Annotated in this window: 25 protein-coding genes; 7 read left to right on the top strand and 18 right to left on the bottom strand. The window is 61.4% G+C overall.

From position 1 onward, the window contains the following. The first annotated feature begins 83 nt into the window (after positions 1-83). A complete protein-coding gene (locus ACN50D_RS07580) occupies positions 84-737 on the top strand; it encodes a TetR/AcrR family transcriptional regulator (protein ID WP_007731342.1) in 654 nt (217 codons plus the stop codon). 6 nt (positions 738-743) lie between these two features. On the opposite strand, the gene ACN50D_RS07575 is transcribed toward ACN50D_RS07580, so the two are convergent. Together ACN50D_RS07575 and ACN50D_RS07570 are read right to left on the bottom strand one after the other, a co-directional pair. Then, the gene (locus ACN50D_RS07575) at positions 744-1190 is read right to left on the bottom strand and encodes a MarR family winged helix-turn-helix transcriptional regulator (protein ID WP_003940281.1); all 447 of its coding nucleotides are present in this window, start codon (positions 1188-1190) and stop codon (positions 744-746) included. 12 nt (positions 1191-1202) lie between these two features. Continuing rightward, positions 1203-1607 (bottom strand): EVE domain-containing protein, encoded by a 405-nt coding sequence (locus ACN50D_RS07570; protein WP_050656414.1) that lies wholly within the window; start codon positions 1605-1607, stop codon positions 1203-1205. A 145-nt stretch (positions 1608-1752) separates the two neighbouring features. Here ACN50D_RS07570 and ACN50D_RS07565 point away from each other — a divergent pair, with 145 nt between their 5' ends. Together ACN50D_RS07565 and ACN50D_RS07560 are read left to right on the top strand one after the other, a co-directional pair. Further along, positions 1753-2430 carry a TetR family transcriptional regulator gene (locus tag ACN50D_RS07565; RefSeq protein ID WP_037128845.1) on the top strand — a complete coding sequence of 226 codons (678 nt, stop codon included), beginning with the start codon at positions 1753-1755 and terminating at the stop codon, positions 2428-2430. Then, positions 2427-3347 carry a TIGR01777 family oxidoreductase gene (locus ACN50D_RS07560; RefSeq protein ID WP_075834380.1) on the top strand — a complete coding sequence of 307 codons (921 nt, stop codon included), beginning with the start codon at positions 2427-2429 and terminating at the stop codon, positions 3345-3347. The genes ACN50D_RS07565 and ACN50D_RS07560 overlap by 4 nt, the downstream gene beginning before the upstream one ends. Here the strand turns inward: ACN50D_RS07560 and ACN50D_RS07555 are convergent. Then, positions 3305-4273, bottom strand: coding sequence for an NAD(P)/FAD-dependent oxidoreductase (locus ACN50D_RS07555; RefSeq protein ID WP_211920884.1), 969 nt, complete (start codon positions 4271-4273; stop codon positions 3305-3307). The two genes, ACN50D_RS07560 and ACN50D_RS07555, sit on opposite strands and share 43 nt — an antisense overlap. 93 nt (positions 4274-4366) lie before the next feature. Between ACN50D_RS07555 and ACN50D_RS07550 the strand changes: the two genes are divergently transcribed. Further along, positions 4367-4876: a MarR family winged helix-turn-helix transcriptional regulator gene (locus ACN50D_RS07550; protein ID WP_118606639.1), complete on the top strand. Its 510-nt coding sequence runs from the start codon at positions 4367-4369 to the stop codon at positions 4874-4876. 6 nt (positions 4877-4882) lie between these two features. On the opposite strand, the gene ACN50D_RS07545 is transcribed toward ACN50D_RS07550, so the two are convergent. The 6 genes from ACN50D_RS07545 to prpD form a co-directional block, all read right to left on the bottom strand. Continuing rightward, complete coding sequence (locus tag ACN50D_RS07545; RefSeq protein WP_030538051.1) at positions 4883-5356, bottom strand: MerR family transcriptional regulator; 474 nt, start codon at positions 5354-5356, stop codon at positions 4883-4885. A gap of 10 nt (positions 5357-5366) precedes the next feature. Beyond that, a complete protein-coding gene (locus ACN50D_RS07540; RefSeq protein WP_042925046.1) occupies positions 5367-6227 on the bottom strand; it encodes an SDR family NAD(P)-dependent oxidoreductase in 861 nt (286 codons plus the stop codon). A gap of 60 nt (positions 6228-6287) precedes the next feature. Next, positions 6288-7070, bottom strand: coding sequence for an enoyl-CoA hydratase (locus ACN50D_RS07535; protein ID WP_047269778.1), 783 nt, complete (start codon positions 7068-7070; stop codon positions 6288-6290). Positions 7071-7259: 189 nt separating this feature from the next. Continuing rightward, the gene (locus ACN50D_RS07530) at positions 7260-8381 is read right to left on the bottom strand and encodes a bifunctional 2-methylcitrate synthase/citrate synthase (protein ID WP_116057879.1); all 1122 of its coding nucleotides are present in this window, start codon (positions 8379-8381) and stop codon (positions 7260-7262) included. Next, positions 8378-9295, bottom strand: a complete 918-nt coding sequence (gene prpB / locus ACN50D_RS07525) for a methylisocitrate lyase (protein ID WP_042448311.1) — start codon at positions 9293-9295, stop codon at positions 8378-8380. The genes ACN50D_RS07530 and prpB overlap by 4 nt, the downstream gene beginning before the upstream one ends. Next, entirely contained in the window at positions 9295-10797 is a 1503-nt protein-coding gene (gene prpD / locus ACN50D_RS07520) for a 2-methylcitrate dehydratase PrpD (protein WP_063315793.1), read from the bottom strand. The genes prpB and prpD overlap by 1 nt, the downstream gene beginning before the upstream one ends. A gap of 167 nt (positions 10798-10964) precedes the next feature. Here prpD and ACN50D_RS07515 point away from each other — a divergent pair, with 167 nt between their 5' ends. Beyond that, on the top strand, positions 10965-12386 hold the full coding sequence (locus ACN50D_RS07515) for a short-chain fatty acyl-CoA regulator family protein (RefSeq protein WP_003939891.1): 1422 nt from the start codon (positions 10965-10967) through the stop codon (positions 12384-12386). 67 nt (positions 12387-12453) lie between these two features. After that, positions 12454-13449, top strand: a complete 996-nt coding sequence (locus ACN50D_RS07510; protein ID WP_050656987.1) for an endonuclease/exonuclease/phosphatase family protein — start codon at positions 12454-12456, stop codon at positions 13447-13449. A gap of 70 nt (positions 13450-13519) precedes the next feature. On the opposite strand, the gene ACN50D_RS07505 is transcribed toward ACN50D_RS07510, so the two are convergent. The 6 genes from ACN50D_RS07505 to ACN50D_RS07480 form a co-directional block, all read right to left on the bottom strand. Beyond that, positions 13520-14758, bottom strand: a complete 1239-nt coding sequence (locus tag ACN50D_RS07505) for an HNH endonuclease signature motif containing protein (protein ID WP_118606643.1) — start codon at positions 14756-14758, stop codon at positions 13520-13522. A gap of 114 nt (positions 14759-14872) precedes the next feature. Continuing rightward, positions 14873-16780, bottom strand: a complete 1908-nt coding sequence (locus tag ACN50D_RS07500) for an alkyl/aryl-sulfatase (RefSeq protein WP_118606646.1) — start codon at positions 16778-16780, stop codon at positions 14873-14875. Between the two features lie 63 nt (positions 16781-16843). Then, the gene (locus tag ACN50D_RS07495) at positions 16844-17170 is read right to left on the bottom strand and encodes an SHOCT domain-containing protein (RefSeq protein WP_003939954.1); all 327 of its coding nucleotides are present in this window, start codon (positions 17168-17170) and stop codon (positions 16844-16846) included. Between the two features lie 24 nt (positions 17171-17194). Further along, a complete protein-coding gene (locus ACN50D_RS07490; RefSeq protein WP_007732604.1) occupies positions 17195-17623 on the bottom strand; it encodes a DUF6325 family protein in 429 nt (142 codons plus the stop codon). 70 nt (positions 17624-17693) lie between these two features. Continuing rightward, entirely contained in the window at positions 17694-18965 is a 1272-nt protein-coding gene (locus ACN50D_RS07485) for an MFS transporter (protein WP_003940393.1), read from the bottom strand. A gap of 45 nt (positions 18966-19010) precedes the next feature. Further along, positions 19011-20006: an aldo/keto reductase gene (locus ACN50D_RS07480; protein ID WP_050656831.1), complete on the bottom strand. Its 996-nt coding sequence runs from the start codon at positions 20004-20006 to the stop codon at positions 19011-19013. Between the two features lie 101 nt (positions 20007-20107). On the opposite strand from ACN50D_RS07480, the gene ACN50D_RS07475 reads away from it, so the two are divergent. Next, complete coding sequence (locus ACN50D_RS07475) at positions 20108-20665, top strand: TIGR03086 family metal-binding protein (RefSeq protein ID WP_020970773.1); 558 nt, start codon at positions 20108-20110, stop codon at positions 20663-20665. On the opposite strand, the gene ACN50D_RS07470 is transcribed toward ACN50D_RS07475, so the two are convergent. The 3 genes from ACN50D_RS07470 to ACN50D_RS07460 form a co-directional block, all read right to left on the bottom strand. Beyond that, positions 20662-21936, bottom strand: coding sequence for an alkaline phosphatase family protein (locus ACN50D_RS07470; RefSeq protein WP_054187442.1), 1275 nt, complete (start codon positions 21934-21936; stop codon positions 20662-20664). The genes ACN50D_RS07475 and ACN50D_RS07470 overlap by 4 nt on opposite strands. Then, entirely contained in the window at positions 21933-23621 is a 1689-nt protein-coding gene (locus ACN50D_RS07465; RefSeq protein WP_003939836.1) for an alkaline phosphatase D family protein, read from the bottom strand. The genes ACN50D_RS07470 and ACN50D_RS07465 overlap by 4 nt, the downstream gene beginning before the upstream one ends. 103 nt (positions 23622-23724) lie before the next feature. After that, positions 23725-24066: a hypothetical protein gene (locus tag ACN50D_RS07460; RefSeq protein ID WP_003940142.1), complete on the bottom strand. Its 342-nt coding sequence runs from the start codon at positions 24064-24066 to the stop codon at positions 23725-23727. Positions 24067-24104: the final 38 nt, after the last annotated feature.

Below are 24104 nucleotides of genomic sequence, written 5' to 3'. Positions count from 1 at the left end.
TTCCCGAACACTGTTAGGTTAATTGGATAATAAACTCACAGTGTAAGGTTGTCCAGTACTTTCAGACGAAAGGGTTCTGGGCGATGGCGCGACCGCGGGTTCCACTACTGAGCAAGCCGATCATCAGGGACACCGCCCTGAAACTGGTGGACGAGCACGGTTTGACCGACTTCTCGATGCGCAAACTCGCCACTGTTCTCGGCGTACAGGCACCGTCGCTGTACAGCCATTACGCCAACAAGGACGAGTTACTCGACGACGTCGCGAACGTCATCATGGAGTCCGTCGACGTGAGCGGCTTCGACTCCGACGATTGGCGCGGCGCGCTACGCACGTGGGCGCGGTCCTACCACGCCGCCCTGGGCAAGCATCCCAATATCGTTCCCTACTTGGCCTACGGTCCGAGCGTCAGGCCCATCGCCCTCGATCGCGCGAACGCCATCCATGGCGGACTGGTGCGCGCCGGATGGCCACAGCGCACGGCAACACTGATCGGCGCTTCCGTCAAGTACGTGGTCATGGGTGCTGCGACGGCGACGTTCTCCGGCGGATTCGTGGACGATCCTGCGATCTACGCCGAGCGTTACCCGCACCTCACGCGAGCACATCTGTTGCGTGAGCGTGCTGCGGAAATCGACGGTGCCAGTTTCGAACTCGCGCTGGAATCCCTACTGGACGGACTGGAAGCCAAATACGCACTGCTGCAGAGAACTACAGAGCAACCTCCTCGAAACTGAGGGTTGTTACCGTCGATCAAGCGCGCCGAGCATCGCGACGAAGGCCGCCTGACGATCCCCCAGAGCGGCGAAGAATTCCCGGTCCGAAGATTCCACCGCGCGGTTCGCCCTGCCGGCCAAGGCCGCACCCACCGGCGTGACGGCAAGCGAGCGAGCACGAGCATCGGTCGGATGTGGACGTCGTTCGACAAACCCCTTGGATTCGAGGGTCCGAATCACCTGTGACGTCATCATCGCGTCGGTGCGCGCGTACTCGGCAAGACCGCGTTGAGTTATCGGCGTCTCTGCATCCAGCCAGGTCAGTGCTGCGAGCAGAACGAACTGCACGTGGGTCAGGTCGAAAGGTCGCAGCGCCGCGCGAATCGAGGCTTGCCAAGCATTGGTGACACGCCACAACATCAGACCGGGACTCTCGTCCGCGTCCTCGAAGTCGGTTTCCAGTTTCTTCGCCACAGCGCCAGTGTGTCAGCTCGTCGTCGAACGCAGAACCTCGACGTCGTTGTCATCCAACGGAATCAAGCCACGCCGGAGTTGATACCCCCAATTCGGTGCCGAGGTCAGCGCCAATCGACTCCGCACATCGCCGAGTGGAACGGGCGTGAACTGCTCGTATCGCACTCGACGCCGAAACGGCTTGAAGCACCCCTCGTCCGCCTGCCAGATCTCACCCTCTTCGATCACACCGAGAGCTGTGAACTCGCGCAACGGATCTCGATCACCAATGGACTCGACCGGCGAATAGTAGACCAGCACGTCACCTGCTTTCATCCGTGCCAATCCGGCTCTCTTTCCGTGCCCGATCTGTGCGATACCGAGATCCACTGCGCGACGCACATGTTCGGCGGACACAACTCCCAACCATGCGTTCATCGCCGACCACCTGGCGAACCGCTCACAATCTCAATCATGGATTTAGTATGCGCGCTTATTATCTCGCTCGCAACAGATCAAGTCTTGAACGTGTTCAACTTTGGGGCGTACGCTGCACTTGAACATGTTCAAAGAAGGAGTGTCGATGAGTAGTCGCGGGATCGAGACCAGGGAAAAGCTGGTGGAAACAGCATTGCGGCTCTTCCGCGACGAGGGCTTCGCAGCGACGACCATGCGCAAGATCGCAAATGAGGCAGAGGTCTCGCTCGGGAACGCCTACTACTACTTCGCCAGTAAAGACGAACTGGTTCACGAGCTGTATCTCGTCATCCAACGCGATCACCGCGCGCGGGCGCTTCCACTCCTTCGCGAAGGTGGGTCACTGACAGAAAATCTCAGGATTGTTCTGCACACCGGACTCGATGTCATGGGGCCCTATCACGGCTTCGGCAGCACGTTTCTGCACGTTGCCCTGCCCACCACATCACAGTCCAGCCCGTTCTCGGCCGAGTCGACCGATGCGAGATCGATGGCCGTCGATCTGATGCGTGAAGCACTGGCGGCGTCGAAGCAGAAGACGCCGGCGTCATTGGAGACCCAGCTCCCCACGCTCTTGTGGCTCAGCTATCTGGGCGTGACGCTGCACTGGGTTACCGACGCGTCTCCGGGGCAAGCGCGCACCCGTTCCCTGGTCGACGGCCTGGTACCGATCATCGCGAAAGCGCTCACACTCGCCCGGCTGCCAGTGGCACGAGGTCTGGTCGGCGATGTCGCCGCCCTGATGACAAAAGTCGTTTCTGCAGAGGGGAACACAAAACCATGAAGGCCGTTGTTGTCTGTGGTGCGTCGGGTTACGTAGGCCAACACCTTCTTCGAACGCTCGAATCCAACGGGGTCGACGTTCGGACGATCGGCCGGGGAGGAACGAGCGATGCCACGTGGTCCGACGAGCACGGCGTCGCCGATGTACTCAGCGGCACGGATCTGCTCGTCAACCTCGCCGGCCGCTCCGTGAGCTGCCGCTACAACAAGCGCAATGCCGACGACATCTTCTCCTCCCGAGTGGAAACGACTGCACTGTTGGGTCGTGCGCTGACCCGCACGCCGCAGCCACCCTCACTCTGGGCGAATGCCAGTACCGGCACGATCTACCGAGACGCACGAGATCGACCGATGGACGAGAAGAACGGAGAGCTGGGAAAGGGATTCTCCGTAGCGGTCGCGCGAGCGTGGGAACACGAATTGTTCTCAGCCCCAACGCCTGTTCGCAAAGTGGCACTTCGGATGTCGATCGTCCTCGGAGCCGGCGGTGGGGCGATCAATCCGTTCGTCAACCTCGCCCGAATGGGCTTCGGCGGACGAATGGGCGACGGCCGACAGATGTTCAGCTGGATTCACATCGCCGACGTCATTCGCGCGATCATCCACGTCTACGAGAATCCGGAGATCTCAGGCCCGGTCAATATCGCATCCCCGTATCCGGTAACCAACACCGACATGATGCGGATGGTACGAGCGAAACTTGGCCGACAATATGGGTTTCCGACGCCGGGCTGGATGCTCGAGTTCGGCGCACGAATCATCCGCACCGAGGCTGAACTGGTAACGAAGAGTCGCTGGGTTTCACCAGGGGTGCTCGCGGACAGCGGCTTCCAGTATCAATTTCCGACGTTGGAGTCTGCGCTGAACCAGATCGCTCAAGAGACCCCGCGAGGGTTGCTTCCGGTTTCACTCGGCTGAAGTTCGGCTGCGATCGCAACCGCTCGCACGATATCCTGCTCGAGCAGATAGTGATTCAGTGCAATCGCAGCCTTTGATCCGGCAGCGGCGGCGGTGATCAACTGCGCCGGAGAATCCGACACATTCCCCGCGGCCCAGGCTCCAGGCACACTTGTGCTGCCTGCAGGATCAGTTACCACCCAACCATTTTCGTCGGCTTCACACCCCAGGTCAGTCAACAGATCGCCTCGCGGAACAAACCGTGGGCCGACAAACACTACGCTTCGCGGAATTACCTGACCGGAGGCCAGTTCGACGCCGTCCAATCGACCATCGCCAACCGACACGCCAGCCACATCGCCTTCGACAATGCGAATCCCTCTGGCAGTCAGCCGCTCCCGTTCAGCTCCGGTCAGCTCGATGCGATTGGGAAAGAAGACGACATCCTCCGACCATTGGCGCACCAACGACGCCTGATGAATGGTGAACGGCCTGTTGTCACCACCGAGCACACCGATCGGGGAATCTCGAACCTCGTATCCGTGACAATAGGGGCAATGCAGAACATCGACTCCCCACCGATCGTGCAGCCCAGCGATGTTCGGCAGCTCGTCACGTAACCCCGTGGCCACCAGAACAGTCCGTGCCTCCAGCTGCGCGGTCGCATCGGTTTGCACAAGAAATCCACCGTCATCCGTGCGCTCGATTCGGATTGCGGTGCCAGTCGTCATTTCGCTGCCGTACTCGAGAACCTCCTTGCGGCCGGCCGCAAGTAATTGCGTAGGACTCTCACCATCCCGCGTCAGGTACCCGTGCAGGTGCTCGGAGACACCATTGCGCGGGTTACCTGCATCGACGATCATCACTCGCCGCCGAGCCCGAGCCAGAACAAGCGCGGCACTCAACCCCGCCGCACCGCCACCGACAATCACCACGTCGAACCTCATGTGCTCCCCCAGTCCGCAGATCGTCCCACCCGAGACGGTGGCTATTCTGGCAATCTAGCAAATTTGTTTACCGGTTAACAAAGTTGAGGAATCGTGAACGAACCAACACTCCGCTCCCGTACCTGCAACCTCTGGGCCGAAAACAATCCCGACCTCGACACCTCGCCCATGGAAGTAGTCGCGCAACTCAAACGGATTACGGCGCTTCTCGAACTAGCAGTCGAACCGGTATACCAAACCGCGGATCTCACCGTGTCGGAAGTGGAACTGCTTGTGCCACTGCGATACGCCGAGGAACCGGTCACCGCGATTCGTCTCGCCGAACGCCTCGGTATGTCTCGGGCCGGGGTCAGCAAGGCACTCGCGCGACTCGAGAAGCGAGGACTCGTCTCCCGCACAAGCAATCCCGAAGACAGGCGATCTGCACTGATCACGATGACGGTCCAGGGAAACGCTGTCGTCGACGACGTCTTTCCTCGCGAACTCGCCGCTCACGGTGAATTGTTCACCCAACTCGGCCGGGACCGGGGGAAGGTCCTTGCCGCACTCGAGCGACTGGCAGTATCCATGGAAAGCGGGCTGAATCGAATGCCGGGCAAGTAATCGGGGTTACTCCTGCTCTCCGGTCCGCCCGCCGTAAGTCGCAATCTTGTACTCCGTCGCAGCCAAAGACAACGTGAGCTCCTTGATCTGCCGACGAACGGTGTCCCGGTGCTCGAGCAGCATGTCGAGCCTCTCCGGAACTGTCCCTTCACCGGCGTCGACCAGTTCGACGTAGTGCTGCAGGTCGCGAATCGCCATACCTGAAATACGCATGCGGGTCAGAAACACCAGCCTGCGAACAGATTCCGGACCGTACACACGATGTCCGCTCGAGTCACGATCGACCTCGACCAGACCGATCTTCTCGTAGTAGCGCAGCGTATGTGCCGAGACATCCAGCAGGTCCGAGACTTCGGCGATCGACATCGGCTCCTGAACGTCCCCTGCATCGACGAGTCGGTGAATCACCTCGATCGACATTGGCCCGTCCACTTCCCCAAGTGCCTCGAGTGCCTTACGCATCAAGTCTTCCGTAGCCATGACTCTCAGCCTAGAACGGGCGGACAGGGCCGGCAGCATCCGCGAAGTCTGCACTGCGAGCCAGGTCGGCCCAGACGCATACCTCGGCGAGATTCTTCCGATACGACGCGGAGACACGCTCCACGGCTTCCTTTCCGAGTGGCAGACGAAGTGGCACATTCTCGCTGTGCACAAGCGAGGTGATGATCTCTGCTGCTTTCTCCGGATCACCCTCCTGAACACCGTCTGCGGCCGCCATGTCCCGCAGAACGGGATCCAGCAAATCACGGTATTCCGATGATGATTCGGCGAAGCTCAGAACGCCAGGCGTGTTGAATGCTGTACGGAATCGGCTGGGCTCGACGATCATCACCCGAACGCCGAACTGCGCGACCTCACCGGCGAGAGCCTCCGACCAACCTTCGAGAGCGAACTTCGACGCCGAGTACGCCCCGACGCCGGGAAACGACATACGGCCGCCTTGACTGCTCATCTGCACGATCGTCCCGCTGCCCTGCACTCGCATCGACGGGAGGACGGCGCGCACCAACGCGGCGGGTCCGATCAGGTGCAGTTCCATGAGATCCCGCAAGGTCGAATCGTCCACCATCTCCGCCGCGCCGACCATCCCACGACCGGCATTGTTGACCAGCACGTCGATGCGACCAAAACGCTCGAGCGCATATTCGACGACGCCCGGAGCCGCTGCGGTATCTCTGACGTCGAACGTCACCGCCGAGAACCGATCCGGATTCGCCGACGCAATATCTGCAACGGACTCGGGACGACGAACTGCAGCGACTACCGCGTCCCCCGATCGAAGTGCAGACAGTGCGAGTTCACGGCCGAAACCCTGAGAAACTCCAGTGATGATCCAGGTCTTTGTTGTCATGGTCGGCAACGCTAGGGGTTAGAGCGCGCTCCAACGCAAGCCTGTGGTTCTACCGCCGAACTACACGCCGGCCCACACCGGTCGTTCCCCGCGAAGGAAACCGTCGACGCCGGCTTTGAAGTCGTCACTGCTGTAGATCATGCTCATCAGATCATCGTTGTCGGCAATCACTCGGGTTCTGATGCGTCGCAGGGACTCCCGAATAGTCCAGACGGTCATCGGGGCGGCGGCAAGTAGATCGCGAGATACCTGGGCAGTCAGGGTCGCGAACTCGGACTCTGTTGCACAGTCGCTGAGGAAGCCGCTCCGCAGAGCCTCGCCACTCGACATCACCCCAGCCCGAGCGATCAACGACATCAGACGCGAACTGCCGATCCTGTCCGCCAGCAAAGCCACGGAATGGATCGACAACGAGTTTCCGAGTGTGCGCGCGATCGGTAGGCAGAAGCGTGACCCCTGCGTCGCGATCCGCACATCGCACGCTGCCGACAGCAACAGCCCTGCTCCCGCGCACACACCGTCGATGACCGCGAGGGTGGGAACCCTCACTTTCTCGAGTTCGGTCAGTACGCCGACGAACCGGCTTTCGTAGTCGAGCCCGTCGTGAAAGCTCGAGAAGGTTTGAAAGTGGCCAATGTCGGAGCCCGCCGAGAACGCCTCTCCCCCAGCACCTCGGAGAGTGAGTAACCGAATCTCGCGGTCGGAGTCGGCGCGCCGGCAGGCTCCGGCAATGGCGTCGTACATCTGCGGGGTCAATGCGTTGCGCTTTTCCGGCCGGTTGAACACGACGTCGAGGGTCTCGCCACGACGGATGATCAAGATTTCTTCGTGCGTTTCAGTCATGACACTCACGTTATTTCCGCTAGAGAAAAGTCGAAACACATTGCACTTGAATATCTTTGCGAATTCTCGATGCAAAGTTGCAGATAGTGCGAACGGAGAAGCGTCGACGAGGCCAGGAGACGGTGATGCCAGAACCGAACCTCGCCGACGCAGTATCAAAGGGGTGTCATGCCACGACAGCAAAAAGTGTCATGCCACGACTGTGCGCTGTGGCACGCCCGAATACTGGCTCAGCGGCCTGATCAGTGCATTCGACTGCCCCTGCTCGATGATGTGCGCCGTCCATCCGGTGATGCGGCTCATCACGAAGATCGGCGTGAACATCTCGACGTCGAAGCCCATGAGGAAATATGCAGGGCCCGTGGGGAAATCGAGATTCGGCTTGATTCCGGTGGCACTGACCATGGTCTTCTCGAGGATCTCGTACATCTGCACCCACTTCTCGCCGTCGGTCGCTGCCGCGACGTCGAGGAGGGCCTGCTTCATGGTCGGAACACGCGAATCACCGTTCTTGTAGACGCGGTGCCCGAAGCCCATGACCTTCTCCTTGGCAGCCAACTTCTCCGACATCCAGGCTTCGGCGCGGTCGGGGTCGTCGATCTCGAGCATGTCGTGCATGACAGCTTCGTTTGCACCGCCGTGCAACGGGCCCTTGAGCGTGCCGATAGCAGCGGTCACTGCGCTGTAGATGTCCGAAAGTGTGGACGTCACAACACGAGCGGCGAACGTCGAGGCGTTGAAGGAGTGCTCCGCGTACAGGATCAGCGAGACCTCGAAGGCCTTCACGATCGCCGACTCCGGAACAGCACCGAAACACATGTTCAAGAAGTTTTCGGCGAAACCCAGGTCCGACTGCGGCGCGATGGGATCCTGACCGCGCCGGCGGCGGAAATCGGCTGCGACGATGGTCGGCAGCACAGCCGTCATCCGCAGCGCCTTGGCCAGATTGGCCTTCTCCGAGTTGTCGTCCTCCGCCGGATCCTCGGCGCCGAGGTAGCTGATCGCCGTGCGGACAACATCCATGGGGTGGCAGTTGTCCGGCATCTTGGTCAGGAGTGAGAGCAGTGAGCGGTCGGCACGACGGGCCGCACGCTCACGCAGGCAGAGTAATTCGAGCTGCTCGGGAGTCGGCAGTTCGCCGTACCAGAGCAGGTGCGCAACTTCTTCGAAGCTGCAGTTCGCGGCAAGGTCCTGCACTGCGTAACCGCGATACGTCAACGAATTCGTCTCGGGCACTACCTTGGAGATAGCCGTCGTATCGACGACAACTCCGGCCAAGCCCTTGTAGATCGCCGGAATCTGTTCGGTCATGTCCTACTCCCCTCCAAGCTGAAATTGAAAATGCCACTGTCGAATTCGTTGTAGCGCTCGTACTCGAGAATCTCGTACAACCTGCTGCGATGCTGCATTTCGCCGAGCAGTCCTTCTTGCGTGCCCTCCGCAAAAATCTCGCGCAGACCCTTTTCGATAGCGAACATCGCCAGCCGAAGGGTGGTCACGGGGTAGATGACGGCGTTGAAACCGATCTCTTCCAATGTCTTCGCCGAAATGAGGTTCGACTTCCCGAACTCGGTCATGTTGGCGAGGAGCGGAGTGTCGACTGCTGCGCGGAACTTCTCGAAGTCTGCTTCGGTGGCAAGAGCTTCGGTGAAGATCAAATCAGCACCGGCATCCACATAGGCCTTTGCTCGCTCGATCGCCGCGTCGATACCGTCGATTCCGGCAGCATCGGTGCGCGCGCAGATGACGAAGTTCGGGTCACGACGCGCCGACACTGCAGCACGAACACGGCGAACCATGTCTTCGGTGGGCACAATTGCTTTGCCGTCGAGGTGCCCGCAGCGCTTCGGGTTGATCTGGTCCTCGAGGTGCAGACCGGCTATTCCGTCGTCCTCGAAGATCGTGACCGTGCGGGCCGCGCTCATAGGTTCACCGAAACCGGTGTCGGCGTCGACGAGCGTCGGGAGGTCCGTGACGCGCGCGATCTGCTTGCTGTGGCCGGCGACCTCGGTCAAGGTGGTCAGTCCGATGTCGGGAAGCGCCAATCCGGCGGAGTACGCACCACCTGAAACGTAGACACCCTCGAACCCGATTTCCTGAATCAGTCTGGCTGTCAGCGGATTGATCGCACCCGGGAGTCGTTGAATCTTTCCGGACGTCAGCCCCGCCCGGAAGGCAATCCGCTTGTCGGCTGCAGACGTCGCTGCTGCGATGAGGCCCGACATCAGAAAAGTCCCTTGGCGACCTTGGGAGCCCGAGCAAGAACGTCTTCGGAAACGGTGAAGGTCAGCTGATCGAGTTCGCCTGCCTTCAATTCGGCGGTGCGCTGAGCCGCATCGAGGAAGCGGTCCTGTTCGCTCGGCTCGATGACGCCCTCGGCGAGGGTGCGGAATTTCGCGACGTACTGATCGCGAGCGAACGGACGTGCGCCGAGCGGGTGCGCATCGGCCACCGCAAGCTCGTCGACGATGACTTCGCCGCTCTTCAAGGTGATCTCGGCGCGAGCACCGAAAGCCTTCTCGTCCGGATCCGTCGAGTGGTAACGGCGTGTCCATTCGGGATCTTCGCGCGTGGAGATCTTGTTCCACAGCTCGATCGTGTCCGCGCGCTGTGCACGCTCGGACGCGTAGGAATGTTCGTGGTGCCACGTACCGTCCTGTAGCGCAACGGCAAAGATGTACATCACCGAGTGGTCGAGGGTTTCACGCGAGGCGGTCGGGTCGAACTTCTGCGGATCGCCGGAACCGGTGCCGATGACGACGTGGGTGTGGTGACTGGTATGCAGGACGATCGACGCGATCTGGTCGAGATCACCGACACGAGAACGCATTCGGCGAGCGAGGTCGATCGGCGCCTGGCTCTGGTACTCCGCGGAGTGTTCTTTGGTGTACGAGTCGAGGATGGCGCGCTTCGCCTCACCCGAACCGGGCAGCGGAACGTGGTACTCCTTGTCCGGGCCACCGAGTAACCAGGCGATGACGCCGTCTTCGCCTTCCCAGATCGGTGACGGTGCGCCCTCACCGCGCATCGCGCGGTCGACCGCCTCTACGGCAACCTTGCCTGCCAGCGCAGGCGCGTACGCCTTCCAACTGGAGATCTCGCCCTTGCGGGACTGACGTGTCGCCGTCGTGAGGTGCAGCGCCTGGCCGATTGCCTGGTAGACCGTCTCGGTGCCCAGGCCCAGCAAAGTTCCGATACCTGCCGCAGCCGAGGGGCCGAGGTGTGCGACGTGGTCGATCTTGTGCTCGTGCAGGCAGATAGCCCGAACCAGGTCGATCTGGATCTCGTAGCCGGTCGCCAGACCACGAATCAGGTCTCGACCGTCACGGCTGGTGTGCTGAGCGACGGCGAGGATCGGCGGGATGTTGTCTCCGGGGTGCGAGTACTCGGCGGCGAGGAACGTGTCGTGGAAATCGAGTTCACGAACCGCGACACCGTTGGCCCAGGCGGCCCATTCAGGCGAGAACGTACCGGGGATACCGAACACGGTGGAGCCCGGCGTATACGGATGCGAGTGTGCTTGCGCCCGCGCATTCACCACGGGACGGCGTACCAGGGAAGCTGCGGCAACTGCCGCGTTGTCGATGATCCGGTTGACGATCATGTCGGATGTGGCGTCGGTGACGTCGACGGAATCCGTCGCAACTTCCGCGATCTTCCACGCGAGGTGGTCTTCCTTGGGGAACTCTTCGGCAGAGCGGTGAGTGCGTACGAGATGCGTCTTCATCGGTCCTCTTCTCACGTTCTTCGGTATCTATTTGCACGCTACGCAGCTCATTCACCTCGGGATAGGCCCTCGCAATTGCCTATTTGTGCAATGACAATGCTGCAATGTTGCGAATGTTGCGAATAGCTTCTCGGTAGGGTGAACGCGATCGGCACCGAGGAGATTCGATGAAGAAGATGTACGCGGGAGCGCGGCTGCGACGGCTGCGGGAGGAACGAAACCTGTCACAGTCCGCACTGGCGAAGGCACTCGAACTCTCCCCCAGCTATGTCAATCAACTGGAGAACGATCAACGACCGCTGACGGTGCCCGTCCTTCTCAAGCTCAACGCCGAGTTCGATCTCGACGTGCAATTCTTCGCCTCCGATTCCGACGCACGCCTGGTTGCGGACGTTCATCACGCCTTGGCCGAAACTTCGGAATCTGGAGACGTATCTCTGGCCGAGGTGGACGAATTGGTGGCCCGCATGCCGGCGGTCGGACGCACCCTCGTGATGTTGCACCGCCGCCTTCACGCCGCGACAGAGCAGTTGGACCAGTTCTCGACGCAGTTGTCCGGCGAACCAGCGTCCGATGTGTCACTCGTACCGATGCCCTACGAGGAAGTTCGGGACTTCTTCTACGACCGAAAGAATCACATCGCCGTTCTGGACGACGCTGCCGAGCAGATGTTTCTGGACAACGGATTGTCCGTGGGCGCAGTGGATTTGCAACTGGCACGACTACTTCGCGATCAGCACGGCGTCACCGTGACGATCCGTACCGACGAACCCGACAAGCTCGGGCCCAAGCGTTACTACGATCCGAACAAGTCGGTCCTCACACTCGCCCGTCGTCTGTCGGCAGGACAACGCGCGTTCCAGATCGCAATGCAGTTGGCCTTCTTCACGCAGGCCGACGTGATCGATTCCCTTGTCGCCGAGGATGAATCATTGAGCGCCGAGTCCGCAGCGCTGGCTCGCGTCGGACTCGCACACTACTTTGCCGGCGCACTGCTACTCCCGTACACCCAATTCCTGCAATCCGCTGAGGCCTTGCGGTACGACATCGACCTGCTCAGCCTCAAGTTCGAGGTCGGCTTCGAGACAGTCTGCCACCGGTTGTCCACTCTCCAACGACACGGCCAACGCGGCATCCCTTTCTTCTTCGTCCGAACCGATCGCGCCGGAAACATCTCGAAGCGTCAGTCTGCTACCGCCTTTCACTTCTCCAGAGTCGGAGGCAGCTGCCCGCTGTGGGTCATCCACGAGGCATTCGCGAGCCCAGGTCGCATCCTCACTCAGGTCGCGAAGATGCCCGACGGCCGGACATACCTCTGGGTGGCGCGCACTACCCACAGCGGCGGACTCGGGTACCTCGCACCCGAGCGCAACTTCGCCGTCGGACTCGGTTGCGACATCGGCTACGCCGATCGCATGGTCTACTCACACGGAATTCAGACGGACGACCCCGCGACCATCGTGCCGATCGGCGCGGGGTGCAAAGTCTGTGACAGGCCAGCGTGCTCTCAACGCGCCTTCCCCCAACTCGGCCGCTCGATCTCCGTCAGTGAGAACAGCAGCAGCCACCTTCCGTATCCGCAACAATAGGGCGCAAACAATAGGGCGCACCGACTCCACCTGCAGTTTCCCGGAGCTATGACGCTCTTCTGCTTCCATGGACGTCATGCAACCCGATGCCGTGACCCCTCGTCGACTGGTTCTTCGCCGCCTTTCGGCCGTGGCCGGTGTGGCCGGCATCGTGACTGGTTTGGTTGCCTTGATCGCAACTCAGTTGGACGTCGATCACAACATCGTGATCGTTCTGGCGTCAGTGGCGCCCTTGTTGATGATTGCTCCGCTGATCGGTGCCGTCGTCTCGGGTATCGGGCGTCAGTGGATCGTGTGCGCCGCCTCGATCCTCGTCCTTGGGTTGTTCGGATGGTCTGTGAGCCCGCTGTACATCGGCGGAACTGGGGAGTCGACGTCTGCGAACGGTCCATCGATTCGAATCATGCAGGCCAACTTGATGGTCGGTGCAGCGGATCCGGAGTCGCTTGTGGCGATGGTCCGCGAACGCGAGGTCGACGTGGTGACGGTCCAGGAGTTGACGTACCAGGAAGCCGACGCGCTCAAAGCCGCCGGGCTTGACGAGGTTCTGAGCCACCAATTCCTCGTCCCGTACACCGACGGTGGTGGCGGGGCAGGAATCTACAGTCGCTTTCCACTCTCCAATCCGCGTAGCCTCGACGGATTCTCACCCGAAACGCTGTCCGCAGAACTGAATGTCGGCTTGGCGCAGCCAGTCACATTGTTCGCCGTGCATCCGGCACCGGCGTACATCTCACCGCCTTCGGTGTGGGCGGACGAGCAGCGAAGGCTTGGGTCTTACATGGACAAAGTCGCCGGACGGGACAACGTGATAGTGAGCGGCGACTTCAACGCGTCGTACTCGAACAAACAGTTCCGGAATCTTCTCACGAACGGATACACCAGCGCCGCCGACCAATTGGGTTCCGGCCTGATCCCGACCTATCCGACCGACAAGCGGTATCCGGCGGTGGTCGGTATCGACCACATCATCACGAAAGGCGCCGTGGCGACATCCTTGGAACGGATCGAGATCGAGGGATCCGATCACCACGGCCTGATTGCCGACATCACGTTGTCTTGAGTAAATACTGGATTGAGCAAGCACCGGGGCATGGTTGTGCCCCGGTGCTCACGTCTTCAGTTGTCGCGATTCACGCCGCGGTGGGCGGACTGTTCCCGCCGATGCGCCGCTGGAACGAATCAATCGACATCGGTGGATAGAACACTGTTTTTCGGTCGGGGCCGATCTCGACCCGCCACTCCGTGTGGTGCAGTGTCCGATGATGATGACCACACAACAAGACCAGATTATCGAGATCCGTTGGGCCACTATCACCCCAGTGAACAATATGATGGGCATCGCACCACCCCGACGGCGTCCCGCACCCTGGAAACGCACACCCACCATCACGAACCGCCAACGCCCGCCGCTGGGGTACCGTCGCGGTCCTTGCTTCTTTGCCACAGTCGAGCGGAACACCATTCTCATCCAACAAAATCCGCGTCACGGTGCAGTCGCACGCCAACATCCGCGCAGTATCGATGCTGATCGGACCCACCCAATCCGTCCACGCGAAACCCAGTTCTTCGGTCGACGGCAACAAATCCTTGAGCGCCTGCATATCCGTCAGGTCTTTCGCGCTGGCCGTGACCGTGACGTGCGGTTTCACGCCGCCTTCGATCGGACCCAACCCCGCCCGCTCGTACCGGCGCAACAATTCGCAGAACCCGTCCGCCCGCCGCAGTGCCGGAGTGCGGGTGTCTTTGACACCGTCCTTCTCCGGCGTCGGAGCCGACAGACTCGACAACAACGTGATCAACCGTGCCCCGTTCACCGCATCCAGATCACCCTTCACCGACACGCGCCCGTACAAGCCCTTCGACGCGTAGAACTCGTTACGCTCCGAATCCTCACCCACCGGAACGCCGTCCTCGCGTTTTCCGTACTGCTTCTCGATCCGCCGGATCGCCGCCCGCACCGCATCACAATCAGCGATGTTCTGCGACGCCAGGCCAAGCAGGATCCCGCGGGCCTTGTCCACATCCGCCGGCGTCATGTTCTTGGGTGGATGCTGACAAAACGACGCCACCTGACGGGCTTTCAACGCATCCACGTCACCACGATGAAACGCATCCGCCACAACAGGTTCGAGCATCAACAACCGCGCCAACCCGACCAGCAGACTGCACTCACCGATCTCCAAATTCGTCGAACCATGCAACCACAGCGCGATCGCCCGAAAACCCTTCCCACCGAGAACCTCACGGGAAAACATCTCCACGATCAACAACACCAACCGCGACTGCAACTCGTGCCGGACACGCACCAGATCCAGAACCTCACTCTTGAGGTCCTCACCATCCAGCTGCCACGCTCCCCGACTATCCATGCCGAAAGTTTAATCGAACATACTTTCGAGAACCAGAGACAAAACGGACAACTTCAAAAAGGTGCGCGACTCGAGACCTGTTGAAGTACAGGCTCGTTCACGACTGATACAGCGCTAGGTCGGAGTGACTATCGCAAAGTTCGGATCCGGCTCGTCGAGGTATCCGGCAAGTTCTGCGAGCTTCGCCGGGTCGCCGGAAACCGAGATGGTTCCATTCGCAATCTCGGCACCCAAGTCCACACCACCGAGCAGCACACCGAGTAAGTCGCGCCGACTCAAACTGAACATCGCATCCACAGACCCAGCATCTGCAGACTCACCTTCCACGTCGAAATGGATCAGAACTCCGTTGCTGAGTTCCGTTCGGTGAACGATGTTTTCGTCAGTGATGTTCCAATCGACGACGATGTGCGAGCCCGCTGCGCGCACTCCATCCACGCGCAGCGATACTGCATCGAAGACTTGACTTACCGACAGCGCTGCGGTGATGTCGGGCGCCGCGGCAACCGTGGGCGTCCCCACTGAGCCGTTGCGCAGTTCGTATGCACCGGTGAGGTAGAAGTTCCGCCAGGTGCCGTTCTCGGCGCCGTACCCGAGTTGCTCGAAGGTATCGGCCTGCAGATTCTTGGCCTCGACGTTGTCCGGTTCAGCGAAGACCACGTAGTTCACCACCTGCGCAACCCAGCGAAAGTCGCCGCGCTCGTATGATTCCCGAGCTTTCCGTAACACTTCTGCTGATCCGCCCATGAACTCCACGTGACGCTTGGCCGATTCGACGGGTGGATGCTCCCACAGATGCGCAGGGTTACCGTCGAACCAACCCATGTATCGCTGGTAGATGGCTTTGACGTTGTGACTGACGGAACCGTAGTACCCGTGCGTGTGCCACGCTTGCGCCAATGCAGTTGGCAGCTCGATCGATTCGGCGATCTCGAGACCGGTCCACCCCTGATTGATTCGACGAAGTGTCTGATCGTGAAGGTACCCGTAGAGGTCGCGCTGCAATGACAGGAACTCGGTGAGCCGTTCGGTCCCCCACGTCGGCCAGTGGTGGGACGCAAACAGAACGTCGGATCGTGAGGCGTAACGATTGATCGATTCCGTCAGGTACGCAGACCAGACGTGAGGATCTCGTACCAGGGCACCGCGAAGCGTGAGCAGGTTGTGGAGAGTATGAGTTGCGTTCTCCGCCATACACAGTGCGCGCAAATCCGGGAAGTAGAAGTTCATCTCGGACGGGGCCTCGGTTCCGGGCGTCATCTGGAATTCGATCCGAACGCCGTCGATCGTCTCCGTGTGACCTGTCTTCGAGATCGACACCGTCGGCGAAATGAGCGTCGGTGTGCCGGTTGAGGTGGTCTGCCCCAACCCGGCTCCGACGCTACCTCGGGGACCTCGGGGTAAGGCCGCTCCGTACATGTAGGCCGCGCGTCGAGCCATTGCCGTTCCCGCATAGACGTTTTCCTCGACCGCGTGCTCCACGAGCCCGGTGGGTGCGACGATCACGCATCGCCCGGCGGCGACGTCGTCGTCGGTGGTCACTCCTTTGACCCCGCCGAAGTGGTCGATGTGCGAATGCGTGTAGATCACCGCGACAACCGGTCGATCACCACGGTGTTCCCGGTACAACGCGAGACCAGCGGCAGCGGTTTCCCGGGAGATCAGTGGATCGATGACGATGATTCCGGTATCTCCCTCGATCAACGTCATGTTCGACAGATCAAGTCCGCGAATCTGATAGATCGAATCCGTCACCGCAAAGAGTCCCTGCTTGGCGACCAACTTCGACTGACGCCACAAGCTCGGATTGACCGTTGGCGGGCAGTCCTCGTCAAGGAACGCGTAGGAATCGTTGTTCCACAGGACTTTTCCGTCCGAATCGGAAACCAGCCCCGGATCGAGTGCGGCGACGAAACCCCGCTTCGCCTCGGTGAAGTCGGCGTCGTCGGAGAACGGTAGAGTCTCGGCGACTCGGGCGTTCGCGGCTTCGATTGCGGCCGATGCCGCACGTGGGTCGATCATAAGTCAGCCTTTCACGCCGAATTGCGGCAATGCGCATTGCCGCAATTGAAGAGAACAGCAGGGCTAGCTCAGCAACTGCGCCTTTGCCGCCGCGAACTCGGCATCGGTCAACACGCCGGACTGATGAAGCTGTCCCAACTCCTGCAGCTTGGAGACCAGATCGTCCGCGCCTGAAGGGGGAACGGACTGCACGGGGGCGACCTGCTGCTGTGGCGGCGGCTGTTGCTGCTGGTACTCCTGCTGATATTCCTGCTGCTGCTCGCTGGCCTTTCGTTGACTCCGTCGATCCATGGCGTTGGACGTCGCCTTTGCGGTTCCAGCCACTACCGCCGTGCGCGCCACCGTGCCGAGCAACCCCGGCCGCCCTCTGCGTCCACCTCGAAAAACCATGCCGAACTCCTTGGGTAATTGTCGCTACTGAAATGCTGCTTCGACCGCTGCGACGACTACCTCGCGCGGTATCTGAACGTGAAGGACTACGTCGCCGCCGCCACCGCGAACCGTCGACGCGAGCTCACGCGCCCACGTCTGCTCGTAGACGATGACTGCGGCGGACGTTCCTGGTTCGAGTGACTCACGGACCACGTCCAGGTCCTCGTCACTGATCAATGCCTTGGCTTCGATGGACAGAATCGCCAGTCCGATGTCGGTGAGATCTTCGTCGACATCGATCTGCGACACCTGTCCGTCCGCGTCCTTGGCGATGTACACGAGGTCGAGCAGAGTGACAAAACCTCGTTCCACCACGTTCTGCAGCGCGGCGACAGCTTCAGGATCCACAGTTGAACCTGGGAATGCCAGCACCACGAGCTCGACCGGTCCGATGTTCATTGCGTCGTTCATCCATCAAGCCTGGTGGCTCGGACGCTTGGGAACCTCACCCGCAGGGGATGAATTACCCGATGCGATCGAGTTATTTGTTGCGACGAATGACTTCGCGAATCGGCCGTACGTGTACGCCTTCTGCTGCGAGGGCTCGCCGGGCTTTGCCTCGGGTGACGAGCACACCGACGATACCGAGAATCCAAACTGGATATTGCACCATCCAGGCGACACGGAATCCGTCGAACGTGTACCCGCCCATGTGTCCGAGGATGACGCCCATCACTTGAATCACGATGAGGGAAGCGAGGAATCCCCCGATGTTGACCATGCCCTGCGCGGTGCCCATCGCCGAACTCGGATTGGATGTGCGCGCGTAGTCGAAGCCGATCACCGAACCCGGCCCACCCACCGAGATGACGACCACCAGGATCGTCAACAACCAGAGCGGAGACGGTTCGCTTCGTGAAAGCACGATCGTCCACATGAGCGCGCTGGCCACCATGATGGTGAGAACCAACCACGATCGACGCATGGGATAGCGACCGGTGAGAATACCGAGGATCGGGCCGGCCACGATTGCCGAGATGACTGACAGCGTCAGCAGCGAGCCGACCGTCGTGGAGTCGAGGCCTTGAGCCGATTTCAGGTACGGCACACCCCACAGCAGCGCGAACGTCGTGATCGAGAACTGAGTCCCCATGTGGCTGAAGAACCCGAGTCGGGTGCCGGGCCGCATCCACACCGTCTTGATCTGTCGCCCGATCTCCTTGGCGCCCGCCGGCACGGCGACCAGGTCGGCACCGGGAGGCGCGTCGCGGATGACACTCAACGCCAGCGCAAACGCCAACAGTCCGACAGCGGCAGCGCTGCCGTAGGCAAAAGTCCAGCCCGGTCCGGACAACAGCAACATGAACGGAAGCGCAGACATCACCTGGCCCAGCTGACCGAGGATGCCCGTGAACTGCGAGACCAACGGCACCTGCCGGGGCGGGAACCACTGCGGTACCAACCGCAACACCGAGATGAAGGTGAGTGCATCCCCGGCACCGACGGCAATACGTGCACCGATCGCGACGGGCAGCGATTCGGTGAAGGCGAGAGCCAACTGCGCGGACATCATGATGAACGCACCGACTGCGATCATGATCCGCGAACCGTAGCGGTCGAGGAGGACTCCCGCCGGAATCTGCATGCCGGCGTACACAACGATCTGCAGCACGACGAAGCTCGACAGAACGCTGGGCGAGATCGAGAACCGATCAGCAGCAGACAGACCCGAGACACCGAACGAAGTGCGGTGAAGCACGGCGATCACGTAGGCAAAAACACCGACACCCCAGACCAACCACACTTTTTTCATCGGGTCTGTATGTTACTCCTGTCTTTCGCAAGGCTCAGGACATGATTATTCGCGGCCCTGAGAGACCCAATTCAAATCAGCCGAACGGAAGCCTTCGGTAATCGCGGCGAGGGAGTCGAGGCGAGCGATCTGGTCTTCGCTCAGAACGATGTCCAACGCTCCGGCGTTTTCCGTGACTCGTGCAGCGAACCGAGTGCCGGGAATCGAAACGGAAGGCAACCCGTGCTGACGGCCCTTGGCATCGAGCCATGCCAGGGAAACCTGTGCAGGCGTCGCGCCGAGCTCCTCACCGACGGCGCGGACCACGTCGAGAACCTTCTGATTAGCAGGGAGCGCGGAGTCCGAGAAGCGTGGGAAGCGTCGGCGCAGGTCGTTGTCACCGAGCGTCTCCGCATCGAACGATCCCGCCAGGAAGCCTCGGCCCACAGGTGAGAAGGGCACGAATCCGACTCCGAGTTCCGCGGCGGTGGGTACTACCTTGTTCTCGACGTCCCGACTCCAGATGCTCCATTCCGACTGGATCGCCGCGATCGGATGCACCCCGTACGCACGACGCAGTTCATCGCCGGTCGCCTCGGACAGGCCGATGTTGCGGACCTTGCCCGCCTTCACCTGCTCCGCGATCGCGCCGACGGTGTCTTCGATCGGCACGTTCGGGTCGACCCGGTGCAAGTAGTAGAGGTCGACATGATCGACGCCGAGTCGTCCCAGAGACTCGTCGAGTGCCCGCGGCACGTAAGCCGGGTCTCCGTTGATCCCGCGCTGACCGTTGGCGATGTTGCCGACCAGACCGAACTTGGTCGCCAACTGCACTTCGTCCCGGCGGTCTTTGAGAAGCTCTCCCACCGCACGCTCGCTCGAGCCCTCGCCGTACACGTTGGCGGTGTCGATGAACGTGATCCCGATGTCCACCGCATGGTGCAGCGTGGCGAGCGCCTCGGCCGGATCCACCGGGCCGTAGACCGGGGCGACGGACATCGCGCCGTATCCCTGGGCGCTGACAGTGAGACCTTCGGCCAGAGTGACGGTGGGGACGGTCATGAAAACTCCTCGATTCGACTGAGCGACAACCCCGACAGTCTTCACCGAATCGAAGCCTCACGCACCGATTAACGTCACGCTGATCGGGTTACCCTCGAGTGATGGCATTCGATTGGCTCGAACTCGTACTCACCGCCCACCGCGAATTCGGTTCACGACTCGCTGCGGTCGAGGACTGGAACGCACCCACGCCCGACTCCGACTGGCACGTCGAACACCTCGTCCGCCACGTCATCGAGGAGCAGCAGTGGGTACCGCCGCTCCTGGCCGGACTGACGGTCGGCGAGGCGACACCGGACATCGTTCCCGTCGGGGACGACCTGTGGACCGAATGGCAGAAGTACTCCGATGCCGCCATCAAGGCGTGGAAATCGACGGACCTCAGTGCCCACGTTCACCTCTCGTACGGCACGGTGAAGGTGGAACCCTATCTGCGCCAGCAGACCTCGGACGTCACCATCCACACCTGGGACCTTGCGCGAGCGGTCGGAGCAGACGAGCGACTCGATCCAGACCTCGTCGAGGCCGTCTGGTCCGACCTCGACGGGCAGCGCGACATGCTCGCCGAGAGCGGTCTGTTTTCCGCTCCCGTCGATCTTCCTGACGATGCGTCGTTGCAGGACAAGCTGATTGCCCTGACCGGTCGCGATCCTCGTTAGACGTTCAGCGACACACCCGTCGTGCGAGCGACGCCGTCCCAGCCGCCGGCAGGTGCACCGAGGCCGAGCAGAGCCGCAACCGTCGGTGCGACGTCGATCGTGCGAGCCTGCGTGTCGATCTTCCGTCCACCGTCGAGAGCGGGATGCCCGCCGCTGAGGAAGAACGGGATGGGCAGTGTCACGAAATGACCGTGGTTGCCGGGAATCGGGTTGGACAGTGGAGTCGGATCACTGAACCGCCAGCCCTGAGCGCAAAACGCAACGACGTCACCGGCATTGGTGCCGAGATCGAATTCGGCGGGGAGGTGGCTGGATTCGACGCCGTCCACACCATCCACGATCTGCTGAATCCGGCTGACGGCTTCCGCCCGTTCGCCATCGGGTCCGACGAAGTAGATCAGGTCTGCGCCACCGTTCTGGGCGATTCGAATCTTGCCTGCCAGCAACGGGTCCGCGTTCAGCGGTCGATCCAAGCCGATGAGCCGCGCGGGCTCCGACCAGTCCATCGAGTGGTCGGCCAACACGATCAGAATGCTCCGATTCCAGCGCCCCGTGTCATGAAGGAAGTCGACGAAGCGGCGAACCTGGTTGTCGGTGTTCTGAAGTGCAGCCGTGCGAGCGATCCGGACGGACGGACCGGACAGATCCAGGTGCCCGACCCGATCGACGTCACCGAGGTTGGTGAACGAGAGCCGCGGCGAGTTCCCGCCGACGATACGGATCAAGGCGTCGATCGTGAAGTTGTCCGGCGCATGCTCGGTACCGGGAACGAGCGGCTGCGGATCCCACACCAGTGAGGCGCGGTCACCGAACAACCCGTGCAGGTAGCGCTTCGACAGCACACTCGCAGTGGTCAATCCGAGTTCGGTGCGCACCCGATCCAGAACCGTCGATGCCTGCAGGTCGGAAGGCCGATCGAGGTCACGCTTCTTGTCGATGGCCGGATCGTAGACGGAGTTGGCGGGTACACCCGAACGCGCCGGCAGCACTCCCGTCATCATCGCCGTGTGGTTCGGCAGCGTCTCTGCGATCGTGATGGCACTGGCGTCCGGGTAGTGGATACCGCCGGCCGCAAGCCCGGTCAGCGTCGGGGTGAGCTCCGATCGCAGCTCGTCCGGCCGCATGCCGTCTACGACTATGACATGCACGTCCAGGTCTGGGATTCCGGCGCTGGTGGGAACACTCGCGCGAGCGGGCGTTCCGAGCAATGCCGTTCCGGCGACAACACTTCCACCGATCAGAACGCTACGACGCGAAACTTCGATACTCACTGGTCGACTCCTGGTCGGTACGAGGCCTGATCGAGGGCGGCCGAGGTGGGTGAGACTCTACTGCCCGCGCCTGCCGGAAGACGGTAGCTCACGGCGTAGTGCGCATTGCTCTGCGGATTGGTGAGATCGTCGACGTAGTACCAGTCCATCTGAGTACCTTCGCGGGCGATTTCGAATACGCCGTAGCCGTGCGAATCCAGTTCGACGTACCGCACGTGTCGGTTCACGGCCTTGAATGCTTCTTCTGCCGCAACGGTTACCGTGCGCGGTGGCACTTTCAGCATGTCGTCGATATTGGGCGACGTCACCGACGGGACGACGAACTCGGCGCCGACGGTCGGCCCACCCGGATAGTTGGCGGCGTTGGTCGGTAGGTCGCAGGCCCACGACGTGTGGATGTCACCGGTGATGAAGACGGTGTTGTCCACACCGTTCGAGGTGATCGCGTCGAAAAGCCTGGTGCGGTCGGCGGTGTACCCGTCCCACTGATCCGTGTTGTACGGGACACCGGCCTGCGGCACACCCACCAGTTCGGTCAACGCCGCGGTGGTCGCCGGTTCCAGCGGCGGGAACACGCAGGGCGTGATCATGACCGGATTGCCGACGACCTTCCACTGCGTCGGGGAGGTGACGATTCCGTTGGTCAACCAATCCATCTGTGCGCGTCCGGTAATGGTGCGCGACGGATCGTCGACCTGCTTCATGGTCGGTTGCTCGTCGCGGTAAGTACGCAGATCGAGCATCGAGATCTCGGCCAGATTCCCGAAGCGGAACCGACGATACAGCTGAACGCTCGAACCACTACCCGACGGGCGGACGGGCATCCACTCGAAATATGCCTTGGCCGAGTTGGCCTTTCGATCTGCCCAGTCACCTTCGACACCGGGAGTGTGGTTTTCGGCGCCGTCCCGGTACGCGTTGTCGGCCGATTCGTGATCGTCCCACGTGGTGATGAACGGGAGCTTCAGGTGCAGAGCTGCCAGATCCGGGTCTGTCTTGTACTGCGCGTGCCGAATTCGGTAGTCGGCCAGCGAAATGATCTCGTGGGCCGGCTCGTGAAGGCGAACGGATCCGTTTCTCGCGCCGTACTCCCCCTGCCCGTACTCGTAGATGTAGTCACCGAGGTGGATGATCGCGTCGAGGTCTTCGCGGAATGCCAGGTGACGATAGGCACCGAAATACCCCGCCTCCCAATTGGAGCAGGACACCACGCCGAAGCGGAGACGATCGAGATCTGCCGAGTTCGACGGAGCCGTGCGGGTGCGGCCCACCGGAGAAACAGCCGAACCCGCAGTGAATCGGTACCAGTACGTCGTCGACGAATCGAGTCCGGTGACGTCGACCTTCGCGGTGTGATCGGAATCCGCCGAAGCAGCAACACTTCCGGACGCAACGACGCTCGCGAACCCCTCATCGGTCGCGACCTGCCAGTTGAGAGTCACCGCCGGCCCGACGCCGGAACCGGGCGTCGCGTCTGCCGTCGGGGTGATGCGGGTCCAGATGATCACCGCATCCGGCAACGGGTCACCGGATGCCACGCCGTGCGCGAAGCCCGGGCTGCCACCCGGAACCTCGGCACCGGCGTGGCTCGCCGAAGCGACACCGAGACCTACTGCGCCGGCAAGGGCCGCCGATCCCTGCAGCAGGCCACGTCTGGATATTCGATCGAAGGCATTCGTGTGCACGCTAGGAGTGAACCCGCACCTGAACGGGCGTTCAAGAGAGCTTCGGGATGTTCACCCAGGCTTCGCCTGCGCTTCTCTGGAAGTTTGATCGAGTCGATCCCGATCACAACCGGTAATCGAGGGCCGAGCCTCGAACCACACCGACCTTGACTCCGATGTAACCGCCGAGTGCACCCCCGGCCGCGATCAGGATCCAGAACGCCGGCGGAAGCAGAGCCTCGGACCCGTCGACCTCGGAGAACGCGGAATAGCCTGCGATCAACGCGCCGAACAGGATGGGCAGTATCAGCAGAGCGGCAAAGAAAGTCACCCACACCGATACGAAGCGGCCCTTCCACCGGGCAATCTCGTGCAGAACCGTCAGAACGACCAGGAAGACACCACTACCGGTCAAGAAGGCGGCCAGAACTGCAAATCCGAAAGCCGAAGTCAGTTCCGACTCCACGTGAATCCCCCTGTACGTCAATCACCTGCACACTCAGC

This window comes from Rhodococcus sp. SB1D, assembly GCF_048573875.1.
Lineage (GTDB): Bacteria > Actinomycetota > Actinomycetes > Mycobacteriales > Mycobacteriaceae > Rhodococcus_F > Rhodococcus_F qingshengii.
The sequence above is the reverse complement of the archived record's forward strand: the minus strand, read 5'-3'. Positions and strand labels throughout refer to the sequence as shown.

Excerpts from the sequence above, each read along its gene's own strand:
- ACN50D_RS07580 (WP_007731342.1), top strand. The coding sequence starts at position 84 with ATGGCGCGACCGCGGGTTCCACTACTGAGCAAGCCGATCATCAGGGAC.
- ACN50D_RS07570 (WP_050656414.1), bottom strand. The coding sequence starts at position 1,607 with ATGAACGCATGGTTGGGAGTTGTGTCCGCCGAACATGTGCGTCGCGCA.
- ACN50D_RS07565 (WP_037128845.1), top strand. The coding sequence starts at position 1,753 with ATGAGTAGTCGCGGGATCGAGACCAGGGAAAAGCTGGTGGAAACAGCA.
- ACN50D_RS07560 (WP_075834380.1), top strand. The coding sequence starts at position 2,427 with ATGAAGGCCGTTGTTGTCTGTGGTGCGTCGGGTTACGTAGGCCAACAC.
- ACN50D_RS07555 (WP_211920884.1), bottom strand. The coding sequence starts at position 4,273 with ATGAGGTTCGACGTGGTGATTGTCGGTGGCGGTGCGGCGGGGTTGAGT.
- ACN50D_RS07545 (WP_030538051.1), bottom strand. The coding sequence starts at position 5,356 with ATGGCTACGGAAGACTTGATGCGTAAGGCACTCGAGGCACTTGGGGAA.
- ACN50D_RS07540 (WP_042925046.1), bottom strand. The coding sequence starts at position 6,227 with ATGACAACAAAGACCTGGATCATCACTGGAGTTTCTCAGGGTTTCGGC.
- ACN50D_RS07535 (WP_047269778.1), bottom strand. The coding sequence starts at position 7,070 with ATGACTGAAACGCACGAAGAAATCTTGATCATCCGTCGTGGCGAGACC.
- ACN50D_RS07530 (WP_116057879.1), bottom strand. The coding sequence starts at position 8,381 with ATGACCGAACAGATTCCGGCGATCTACAAGGGCTTGGCCGGAGTTGTC.
- prpB (WP_042448311.1), bottom strand. The coding sequence starts at position 9,295 with ATGTCGGGCCTCATCGCAGCAGCGACGTCTGCAGCCGACAAGCGGATT.
- prpD (WP_063315793.1), bottom strand. The coding sequence starts at position 10,797 with ATGAAGACGCATCTCGTACGCACTCACCGCTCTGCCGAAGAGTTCCCC.
- ACN50D_RS07515 (WP_003939891.1), top strand. The coding sequence starts at position 10,965 with ATGAAGAAGATGTACGCGGGAGCGCGGCTGCGACGGCTGCGGGAGGAA.
- ACN50D_RS07510 (WP_050656987.1), top strand. The coding sequence starts at position 12,454 with ATGGACGTCATGCAACCCGATGCCGTGACCCCTCGTCGACTGGTTCTT.
- ACN50D_RS07505 (WP_118606643.1), bottom strand. The coding sequence starts at position 14,758 with ATGGATAGTCGGGGAGCGTGGCAGCTGGATGGTGAGGACCTCAAGAGT.
- ACN50D_RS07500 (WP_118606646.1), bottom strand. The coding sequence starts at position 16,780 with ATGATCGACCCACGTGCGGCATCGGCCGCAATCGAAGCCGCGAACGCC.
- ACN50D_RS07495 (WP_003939954.1), bottom strand. The coding sequence starts at position 17,170 with ATGGTTTTTCGAGGTGGACGCAGAGGGCGGCCGGGGTTGCTCGGCACG.
- ACN50D_RS07490 (WP_007732604.1), bottom strand. The coding sequence starts at position 17,623 with ATGAACGACGCAATGAACATCGGACCGGTCGAGCTCGTGGTGCTGGCA.
- ACN50D_RS07485 (WP_003940393.1), bottom strand. The coding sequence starts at position 18,965 with ATGAAAAAAGTGTGGTTGGTCTGGGGTGTCGGTGTTTTTGCCTACGTG.
- ACN50D_RS07480 (WP_050656831.1), bottom strand. The coding sequence starts at position 20,006 with ATGACCGTCCCCACCGTCACTCTGGCCGAAGGTCTCACTGTCAGCGCC.
- ACN50D_RS07475 (WP_020970773.1), top strand. The coding sequence starts at position 20,108 with ATGGCATTCGATTGGCTCGAACTCGTACTCACCGCCCACCGCGAATTC.